This is a genomic window from Caulobacter sp. FW305-C-30-S16 (assembly GCF_058783025.1).
On the sequence record NZ_JBYSYH010000001.1, the window covers coordinates 910,333 to 919,804 of the forward strand.

The window sequence follows — 9,472 nt, forward strand, 5'->3', positions numbered from 1 at the left end:
CGAGGCATCAGCCGAGCGTCTCGAACCACGCAAACTCGCTCAGGGGGCGAGACCCCCTTGGCGCCGCGCTCGCCCTCGTGTTCCCTGTTAACCATCAGGCGGGGGCCGAATGCTCAAGGCACGGAAGTACCAGTTGTTCGCGGCCGCGCGCCGGCCGGCGCCGAAGCGTCAGGCGCCGGAATCGTTCGCCTTTCCGCCTGACGCCTCCTTCGTCCTCGACACCCGCGTCGAGCCGCGGATCGTGCGCAGCGAATCCGACCTGCTGGATGCCTATTCCGACGCCGTGGTGCGGGCCGTCGAGATGGTCGGCCCGGCCGTCGTGCGCGTCTCGCCGATCACCACGGACGGCAGTTTCGCCGGCGAGGGCTCGGGCTTTTTCGTTTCCGCGGACGGCCTGATCGTCACCAACAGTCATGTGGTCGGCGGGTTCTCGCGCCTGGCGGTGATCACCGCCGAGGGCCGGGTGCTGACGGCCCGTCCGATCGGCGATGATCCGGACACCGACATCGCGGTGCTGAAGGTCGAACAGCCGGTCAAGGCGCCGTTCGCCCGGCTGGGCGACTCCAAGAAGCTGCGGCGCGGCCAGCTGGTCATCGCCATCGGCGCGCCGCTGGGCTTCGAGGCCACCGTGACCACGGGCGTGGTCTCCGCCCTAGGCCGCTCGCTGCGCGCGGAAAAGGGCCGGCTGATCGAGGACCTGATCCAGACCGACGCGGCGCTCAATCCCGGCAACTCCGGCGGGCCGCTGGTCAGCTCCAACGGCGAGGTGATCGGCATCAACACCGCCGTGATCATGGGCGCCCAGGGCCTCTGTTTCGCGGTCGCCTCGAACACCGCCTCGTTCGTGATGGCCGAGATCGCCAAACACGGCCACGTGCGGCGCGGCACCATCGGCGTCGTCGCCCAGCAGACCCCGATCCCGCCGGCCATCGCCAAATCGGCCGGCGTCGACCAGCCCTACGCTGTCTGGGTGGCCTCGGTGGACGCCGGCGGTCCGGCGGAAAAGGCCGGCATCGCGGCCAGCGACCTGATCGTCGCCGCGGGTGGCAAGCCGATCACCGGCCTGGACGATCTGCTGCGGGCGCTGGGACCCCAGAGCATCGACAAGCCCCTGCTGATGGACATCGTCCGTGCCGGCGTGCGGATGAAGGTCACGGTCACGCCGAAGGCGCGCAAGCGGTCCTGATCGCAAATTGCCGGCTCTCCGCTGCGCGAAGGCCGGGATGACAGCGGGGGGGCGGGTCTGCTACAGCCCCGCCATGACTTCGGTTCGGAAGACTTCGCGAATTATCCGCCCGGCGTAGCGTCGCCGGACGAGGCGACGTGCGCCGGGTAGCGAAACCCGATCCTTCCGCAATCTCCGAGTACAATCCATGACCGACGACGCCGCCACCGGGCGCGACTACCGCGAAACCGTCTTCCTGCCGGACACGGCCTTCCCGATGCGGGCGGGCCTGCCGACGCTGGAGCCGAAGATCCTCGAGGCCTGGAAGGACCAGGACCTCTACCATACCGTCCGCAAGGCCCGGCAGGACGCCGGCGCGCCGCTGTTCGTGCTGCACGACGGCCCGCCCTACGCCAACGGGGCGATCCACATCGGCCATGTGCTGCAGAAGACGCTGAAGGACTTCACTGTCCGCTCGCGCTTCGCCCTGGGCAACGACGTCGACTACCTGCCGGGCTGGGACTGCCACGGCCTGCCGATCGAGTGGAAGGTCGAGGAGGAGCTGCGCGCCGCCGGCCGCCGCAAGGGCGACGTGTCGCCGACCGAGTTCCGCGAGCGCTGCCGCACCTACGCCGAACACTGGATCGGCGTGCAGATGGGCGGCTTCAAGCGCCTGGGCATCCTGGGTGACTGGGAGAACCGCTACGCCACGATGGACTTCGGTTCGGAGGCGGTGATCGTCTCCGAGTTCCACAAGTTTATGATGAGCGGCCAGCTCTATCGCGGCTCCAAGCCGGTGATGTGGAGCCCGGTGGAACAGACCGCCCTGGCGGACGCCGAGGTCGAGTACCACGACCACGTCAGCCCGACCGTCTGGGTCAAGTTCCCGGTCGTCGGCGGCGACGCGAGCGTCGTGATCTGGACCACCACCCCCTGGACTATCCCGGCCAACCGGGCGGTCAGCTACAGCCCGCGCATCGCCTACGGCGTCTATCGCGTCGAGTCGCTTGAGGAAGGGCTTGAGTTCGCCCCGTGGGCCGCGCCGGGCGACCGGCTGATCCTCGCCGACAAGCTGGCTGAAGACGTCTTCAAGGCCGCCAGGGTGGCGAAATGGACGCGGGTCGAGACGGCGGACTGCGCCAGCTACACCCTGTCCCACCCGCTGGCCAAACTCGACGCCGGCTACGGCTTCCACGTGCCCATGCTGGCCGGCGACCACGTCACCGACGACGCCGGCACGGGCTTTGTGCACACCGCCCCCGGCCACGGCGCCGACGACTACCTGATCTGGCTCAAGAGCAAGGCGCAGCTCGACGCCGCCGGCATCGAGACGGCCATCCCCGAGACGGTCGGTCCCGACGGCGCCTACTACGACGACGTTCCGCTGTTCGCCGGCCTCAAGGTGCTGGAGACCGAGGGCAAGAAGGTCGGCAAGTTCGGTCCCGCCAACGGCGCGGTGATGGAGAAGCTGATCGAGGCCGGCAATCTGCTGGCCCGTGGCCGGCTGGAGCACAGCTACCCGATGAGCTGGCGCTCCAAGGCGCCGGTGATCTTCCGCAATACGCCGCAGTGGTTCATCCGCATGGATGCGCCGATCGCCGGCGGCCCGACCCTGCGCGAGGCGGCCCTGTCGGCCATCGATGCGACGACCTTCGTGCCGGAGGGCGGCCGCAACCGCATCCGCTCGATGGTCGAGAGCCGTCCGGACTGGCTGATCAGCCGTCAGCGCGCCTGGGGCGCGCCGCTGGCCATGTTCGTCGACAAGGACACCGCCGAGCCGCTCTGCGACCCGGCGGTCAACGCCCGGATCATCGCGGCCATCGAGGCCGAGGGCGCCGACGCCTGGTTCAAGCGCCCGGCCAGCGACTTCCTCGGCGACCACGATGCCGCCCGTTACGAGAAGGTCGAGGACATCCTCGACGTCTGGTTCGACAGCGGCTCGACGCACGCCTTCGCCCTCGAGGGCCGGGCCAATACGCACTGGCCGGCCGATCTCTACCTCGAAGGCTCCGACCAGCACCGCGGCTGGTTCCAGTCCTCGCTGCTCGAGAGCAGCGGCACCCGCGGCCGCGCGCCCTACGACACCGTCCTGACCCATGGCTTCACCATGGACGAGAACGGCGAGAAGATGAGCAAGTCCAAGGGCAACGTCATCGACCCGGAGGTGATCTTCCGGGAGAGCGGGGCCGAGATCCTGCGCCTCTGGGTCGCGATGGTCGACTACCGGGAGGACCAGCGGATCGGCAAGACGATCCTGGCCACCACGACCGACGCCTATCGCAAACTGCGCAACACCCTGCGCTATCTGCTGGGCGCCCTGAACGGGTTTGGGGACGCCGAGCGGGTGGCCGTCGCGGACATGCCGCCGCTGGAGCAGTTCATGCTCCACCGGCTGTGGCAGCTCGATGGCGAGGTGCGGAAGGCCTACCAGGAGTACCGCTTCAACGACGTGGTGCGGCCGCTGCTGGAGTTCTGCCAGGGCGACCTGTCGACCTTCTTCTTCGATATCCGCAAGGACGCCCTCTACTGCGACCGGCCCGACAGCCTGCGCCGCCGCGCCTGCCGCACGGTGATGGACGCGGTGTTCGAGCGGCTGACGATCTGGCTCTCGCCGCTGATCAGCTTCACCACCGAGGAGGCCTGGACGGCGCGCTATCCGGACGCCGGCTCCAACAGCCTGCGGGTGTTCCCCGAAACGCCGGCCGACTGGCGCAATGACGCCGAGGCGGCGCGGTGGGCCAAGGTCGCGCAGGTCACCGGCGTGGTCACGGGCGCGCTGGAAATCGAGCGCCGCGAGAAGCGGATCGGCTCGTCGCTGGAGGCGGCGCCGGCCGTCCATGTGGCGGACGACGAGCTCCTGGCGGCGTTCGGCGGCCTCGATCCGGCGGAGATCTTCCGCACCAGCGGCGGAACCCTGGACGGCGGCGCCGGCGCGGCTGCCAGCTTCCGCATCGCCGAGATGAAGGCGGTCGCGGTCGATCCGGACAAGGCGGAGGGCCACAAGTGCTCCCGCTGCTGGAAGGTCCTTCCGGAAGTGAAGCCCGCCACCCAGCTTTGCCTGCGCTGCGAGGACGCCGTCGCGGTGTGGGACAAGTCCCACGCGGGCTGATATTCGAGTCCGGACCCTGGGGAACGCCCGCGTGAGTTCTGAAGCCACCGAATCGCCCGTCGCCGAGCTCGTCTCCCACGACGGGACGCCGCCCGACGGCGCGCCCGACACGTCCCGGCCGGACCGTCTGCAGGGGCCGACGGCCTACGCCATCTGCCTGGCGGTGATTCTCGCCGACCAGCTCTCGAAGCAGTGGATCCTCTACGCCTTCCAGCTGCCGGTGCTTGGCAGTGTGCAGATCTGGGGTCCGGTGCACCTGACCATGGTCTGGAACCAGGGCGTCAGCTTCGGCCTGTTCCGGGGCGAGGCCGAATGGGTCCGCTGGGCGCTGGCGGCCTTCTCGCTGGGCGTCGCGGGCTTCCTGGCGGTCTGGGCCCGCCGGGTCGAGCGGCCCTTGCTCGGCGCGGCGATCGGTCTGGTCATGGGCGGCGCGATCGGCAATCTGGTCGACCGGGTCCGGTTCGGCGCGGTGGCCGATTTCATCGACCTGAAGGCGCTCTATTTCCCCTGGGTGTTCAACGTCGCCGACAGCGCCATCACCATCGGCGTGATCCTGCTGCTGCTCGACAGCGCGCGGCGGGACGTGAAGGCTTAACGCAGTTGCCGTTCGCCTCACTTTTGGCGTATCGAGAGCGCCTGTTAGCGGCCGGGGCGATTGAACGCGCCCGACTCAAGGCCCCGAGGAGCAAGGCTCTATGATCTCTACCCGCGTCGCGTGCGCTGTTGCGCTGATCGCCGCCACCGGCCTCGCCGGCTGCAACTCGACGTCGAAAGCGCTCGGCCTGTCCAAGGTCACGCCTGACGAATTCCGCGTTGTGACCAAGGCCCCGCTGGTTGTTCCGCCTGACTATGCGCTGCGTCCGCCGTCGCCGGGCGAGCCCCGTCCGCAGGAACTGCAGCCGGAAAGCGCCGCCCGTACGGCGCTCGCCGGTCAGGCCGCCGGCGCCCAGCGCACTGACGGCGAGCGCCTGCTGGTCGCGCGCGCCGGCGCCGACAAGGCTGATCCGCTGATCCGCTACGTTGTCGACGATGAGTTCGGCGACCTGGCGCACAAGGAAAAAACCTTCGCCGACCGCGTCATGTTCTGGCGCAAGGACGCGCCGGCGACGACCGCCGTCGCCTCGTCCGACGGCGCCGCGCCGCCGGTGCTGGTCGACGCCGCCGCCGAGGAAGCCCGCCTGAAGGCGATCACGGGCGGCCGGACGGTGATCATCTCCCGCGAAAAGGCCAGCTGGGTGAAGCTGCCGGGTCTGTAGAAATTCCCTTCTCCCCTCGCGGGAGAAGGTGTCAGGCGAAGCCTGACGGATGAGGGTTTCCCCCGTCCGTCAGGCTTTTTGCTTTTTGGCCCGCTCACAGAGCCTGCGACCCCTCATCCGACCTCCTTCGGAGGCCACCTTCTCCCGCAAGGGGAGAAGGACTTCGCTCTGAATCGTCCTACACTCCCCCCATGCCCATCCGCCGCCTCCCGCCGGAAACCGTCAACCGCATCGCCGCCGGCGAGGTGGTCGAACGGCCTGCGAGCGCGGTCAAGGAACTGGTCGAGAACGCCCTGGACGCCGGCGCCGGTCGCGTCGAGGTCGAGGCCGACGGCGGCGGCCTGACCCGCATCCTCGTCGCCGACGACGGCTCGGGTCTCTCGCCCGAGGAGCTGTCGCTGGCCGTCGAGCGGCACGCGACCTCGAAGCTCTCGCCCGACGCCGACGGGACCTGGGACCTGCTGCATATTTCCACGCTCGGCTTCCGGGGCGAGGCCCTGCCGTCGATCGGCTCGGTGGCGCGCCTCAGCATCTCCAGCCGCGCGAGGGGCGCGTCGGACGCCCATGCCATCCTCGTCGAGGGCGGCGCGACAGGCGATGTCGGACCGGCCGCCTTCGCCGGCGACCACGGCGCGCGGGTCGAGGTGCGCGACCTGTTCTACGCCACGCCCGCCCGGCTCAAGTTCATGAAGTCGGCGCGCGCCGAACAGATGGCCATCGCCGAGGAACTCAAGCGCCAGGCCATGGCGCATGAGGCGGTCGCCTTCACCCTGGACCTCGACGGCCGCCGCGCGCTGCGCCTGACCGCCGAACATCCGGGACCGGACGGCCGCCTCGCGCGCCTGTCCGCCGTGCTGGGCAACGAGTTCCAGGACAACGCCCTGGCCATCGACTCCGAACGGGAAGGCATCCGCCTGACCGGGTTCGCCGGCCTGCCGACCTACAGCCGGGGCAACGCCGCCCACCAGTATCTGTTCGTCAACGGCCGTCCCGTGCGCGATCGGCTGCTGCAGGGCGCCCTGCGCGGCGCCTACTCCGATTACCTCGCGCGCGACCGCCATCCGACGGCGGCGCTCTATATCGAGCTCGACCCGACGCTCGTCGACGTGAACGTCCATCCGGCCAAGGCCGAGGTGCGGTTCCGCGATCCGTCGCTGGTCCGCGGGTTGATCATCGGCGCCTTGCGTCACGCGCTGGCGGGCGCCGGGCACCGGGCCTCGACCACGGTCGCGTCAGCCGCCCTGGCCGGGTTCCGGGCGCAGTCGTTCCCGGGGGGCGGCTACCAGCCCGGTCCGTCACCTGCCGGGTTCTCCGCCTGGCAACAGGGCGGCTGGACGCCCCGCGCCCCGGCGCCCAGCCTGCCCGGCATGGCGGAAGCCACCGCCCGCGTCGAGCCGATGGCTGACTGGGCGCCGCCGGAACAGACCTGGGGCGAGGCCGCCCCGGTCATCGATCCCGTCGACTACCCGCTCGGCGCCGCGCGGGCCCAGGTGCACGAGACCTATGTCGTGTCCCAGACCCGCGACGGCATCGTCATCGTCGACCAGCACGCCGCGCACGAACGGCTCGTCTACGAGCGGATGAAGACGGAGATGGAGTCCGGCGGCGTGGTGCGCCAGACCCTGCTCTTGCCGGAAGTGGTCGATCTCGATCCCGCCGAGGCCGACCGCGTGATGGCCAAGGCCGACGAACTGGCGGCGCTGGGCCTGGTGCTGGAGGCGTTCGGGCCGGGCGCGGTGCTGGTGCGCGAAACGCCGGCCCTGCTGGGCGATACCGACGCCGCCGGGCTGGTCCGCGACATCGCCGATGATCTGGCCGAGAACGGTCAGGCCCTGGCGCTCAAGGAGCGGCTGGAGGAGGTCTGTTCGACCATGGCCTGTCATGGTTCGGTGCGCGCCGGCCGCCGCCTGACCGCCGCCGAGATGAACGCCCTGCTGCGCGAGATGGAAGCCACGCCCCACAGCGGCCAGTGCAACCACGGCCGGCCGACGTACGTCGAATTGAAGCTCGCCGACATCGAGCGACTGTTCGGGCGGCGTTAGGCGGGGACATGTACCGCAGGTACGTGTCCCCTAATCCAGACTCAGGACGATCGATTGGGGACACGTACCTGAAGGTACATGTCCCCGCGTCTCAAAGCTCCGCTTCGGCGAACGCGCCCATGGCCGCCTGGACATACTCCAGCAGACCCTTCGCCCGGTCCTCATAGTGCGACCGGAAGTCCGGGTGGTCGCCGTACATCGCCGCCAGGCCGATAAAGGCCTCGCGGGTCGGAGGCGTCTTCCAGGTGCGGCTGATCCAGGTGTGGTGGCGGCGCATGATGGCCGTTACGGCCGCGCTGTCTGGCGGCAGCCCGTCCCGCAGGGCGTCGGAGAGCGCGGCTTCGATGGCCTCGCCCTCGGCCTTCATGTCGGCGAAGTCGCCGGCCTTCCAGTCCTTCATCACCGCCTTGCCGTGCTCGATCTCGGCGCGGGCACCGTCGCCGTGGCGGTCGATGACCCAGGCCTCGTACCCGGCCTGTTTTTCGGGCGCGAAGCCCTGGTAGAGGTCCTTGTCCTTCATGTCCGTCTCTCCTTCGAGGGCGGCGAGGGTGTCATCCAGCGTGCGGAGAAGACGGCGGTAGCGCCGGGCCTGTGCGTCCAGTGTCGCCCGATGGCGGCGCAGGGCCGCCGTCCGGTCGAAGTCCGGCGCCGCAAGCACCGCGCGGATGGCCTCCAGCGGAAACTCGAGCTCGCGATGGAAGAGGATCTGCTGCAGGCGCAGCAGTTCCTCACGACCGTAGTAGCGGTAGCCGTTCTCTCCGACGCTGGCAGGCTTGAGCAGACCGATCTGGTCATAGTGATGCAGGGTGCGGACGCTGACGCCCGACATCTTCGACACCTGCCTGACCGTGTATCCGCTCATCCCGTCCTCGCCGATGGACCGGGGTATGAGGTCTCACGGGGCGTGAGGGTCAAGCTTGGTCTCACCGAAATAATCAACCGTCATGGCCCGGCCCGTCCTGGCCATGACGGGGTTTGTGATTTCCAGAACTGTTGGTTAGGCTGTGGCCGTTCAATCGAGGCGACCATGCTACCCCTTGCCACCGAGGCGCGGGCCTGACGGCCACCTAAGTCCGTCGAGCGCCCGCTGATCCGCCCGCTCCCGCCTTGCGTGGGGGCGCGACGTCTCATGCCTCGACACGGACACTCCAGTGAACATCTCCAAACCGCAGCAGCGCACGCTGCACGCGCTCGCCCAGGGCGGCGCGATCACACTCGTGCGCGACGACCGCGGCGGCATCCTCGCCGCGCAATGCCATAACCGGGACGGCTGGCTGCTCAGCGACTGCAACCTCGGGGTCTTCAAGACCCTGAAGAAGCGCCGTCTGATCGCCAGCAAGGACGGCGGACCCTACCGCATCACGCGGGAGGGCCTGCTCAGTCTGCGATCCCAGCTCGACAACCGGGTGACGATCAGGGGCTGGTGAAGGGCGCGGGCCGTCCCGGGTAACCTGTGGACGGCCCGCGTCCGGTCAGCGGTCCCGGCGGACAGCGTTGATGCGCGCGCTCAACGCGTTGAAGCGGCGATCCAGATCAGCCCGCTCGACGATGGACAGACCACCCTGGCGATAGGTGGCCTCAAGCCGGGCGATGGCGTCGAAGTCGCCGCGAAGGCGGCGAGCTTCCACGCTGGTGATCGAGCCGTTGCGAACGCCGGCCTCGATACGGTCGTCGAGAGCCGCCTGACGTTGGTCGATGCTGGTCCAGCCGCCGTCGTCGTCCCGACCGTCGGCCTGGATACGGGCGCTGAGGGCGTCGAAACGACGATCGAGATCGGCGCGTTCGGCGTTGGTCAGACCGCCCTGACGGTAGTCGGCTTCGAGCCGGGCGATGGTCTGGAACTCGGCGCGGAGGCGGGTCGCTTCCTGGTTCGAGATCGAGCCATTGCGGACGCCTGCGT

At 69.4% G+C, this 9,472-nt stretch carries 9 protein-coding genes; 7 read left to right on the forward strand and 2 right to left on the reverse strand.

Features of this window, described 5'->3' with window-relative positions; all coding sequences use genetic code 11:
• Positions 1-109: 109 nt before the first annotated feature.
• The 6 genes from AC3WJT_RS04400 (at position 110) to mutL (ending at position 7,572) form a co-directional block, all read left to right on the forward strand.
• The gene (locus AC3WJT_RS04400) at positions 110-1,186 is read left to right on the forward strand and encodes a S1C family serine protease (RefSeq protein WP_492341847.1); all 1,077 of its coding nucleotides are present in this window, start codon (positions 110-112) and stop codon (positions 1,184-1,186) included.
• A 73-nt stretch (positions 1,187-1,259) separates the two neighbouring features.
• On the forward strand, positions 1,260-1,304 hold the full coding sequence (locus tag AC3WJT_RS04405; protein ID WP_293405785.1) for a hypothetical protein: 45 nt from the start codon (positions 1,260-1,262) through the stop codon (positions 1,302-1,304).
• Between the two features lie 69 nt (positions 1,305-1,373).
• Entirely contained in the window at positions 1,374-4,274 is a 2,901-nt protein-coding gene (gene ileS, locus AC3WJT_RS04410) for an isoleucine--tRNA ligase (protein ID WP_492341848.1), read from the forward strand.
• A 127-nt stretch (positions 4,275-4,401) separates the two neighbouring features.
• The gene (lspA, locus tag AC3WJT_RS04415; protein ID WP_492342371.1) at positions 4,402-4,869 is read left to right on the forward strand and encodes a signal peptidase II; all 468 of its coding nucleotides are present in this window, start codon (positions 4,402-4,404) and stop codon (positions 4,867-4,869) included.
• A 100-nt stretch (positions 4,870-4,969) separates the two neighbouring features.
• Positions 4,970-5,530: a DUF3035 domain-containing protein gene (locus AC3WJT_RS04420; RefSeq protein WP_492341849.1), complete on the forward strand. Its 561-nt coding sequence runs from the start codon at positions 4,970-4,972 to the stop codon at positions 5,528-5,530.
• 191 nt (positions 5,531-5,721) lie between these two features.
• Positions 5,722-7,572 carry a DNA mismatch repair endonuclease MutL gene (mutL, locus tag AC3WJT_RS04425; RefSeq protein ID WP_492341850.1) on the forward strand — a complete coding sequence of 617 codons (1,851 nt, stop codon included), beginning with the start codon at positions 5,722-5,724 and terminating at the stop codon, positions 7,570-7,572.
• A 91-nt stretch (positions 7,573-7,663) separates the two neighbouring features.
• On the opposite strand, the gene AC3WJT_RS04430 is transcribed toward mutL, so the two are convergent.
• Positions 7,664-8,434 (reverse strand): MerR family transcriptional regulator, encoded by a 771-nt coding sequence (locus AC3WJT_RS04430; protein ID WP_492341851.1) that lies wholly within the window; start codon positions 8,432-8,434, stop codon positions 7,664-7,666.
• A gap of 289 nt (positions 8,435-8,723) precedes the next feature.
• On the opposite strand from AC3WJT_RS04430, the gene AC3WJT_RS04435 reads away from it, so the two are divergent.
• Positions 8,724-8,999, forward strand: coding sequence for a YjhX family toxin (locus tag AC3WJT_RS04435; protein WP_492341852.1), 276 nt, complete (start codon positions 8,724-8,726; stop codon positions 8,997-8,999).
• A 45-nt stretch (positions 9,000-9,044) separates the two neighbouring features.
• Here the strand turns inward: AC3WJT_RS04435 and AC3WJT_RS04440 are convergent.
• A partial coding sequence (locus AC3WJT_RS04440) for a hypothetical protein (protein ID WP_492341853.1) occupies positions 9,045-9,472 on the reverse strand: 428 nt, incomplete at its 5' end.

Coding starts and splice junctions, on each gene's coding strand:
- AC3WJT_RS04400 (WP_492341847.1), top strand. CDS start 110: ATGCTCAAGGCACGGAAGTACCAGTTGTTCGCGGCCGCGCGCCGGCCG.
- ileS (WP_492341848.1), top strand. CDS start 1,374: ATGACCGACGACGCCGCCACCGGGCGCGACTACCGCGAAACCGTCTTC.
- AC3WJT_RS04420 (WP_492341849.1), top strand. CDS start 4,970: ATGATCTCTACCCGCGTCGCGTGCGCTGTTGCGCTGATCGCCGCCACC.
- mutL (WP_492341850.1), top strand. CDS start 5,722: ATGCCCATCCGCCGCCTCCCGCCGGAAACCGTCAACCGCATCGCCGCC.
- AC3WJT_RS04430 (WP_492341851.1), bottom strand. CDS start 8,434: ATGAGCGGATACACGGTCAGGCAGGTGTCGAAGATGTCGGGCGTCAGC.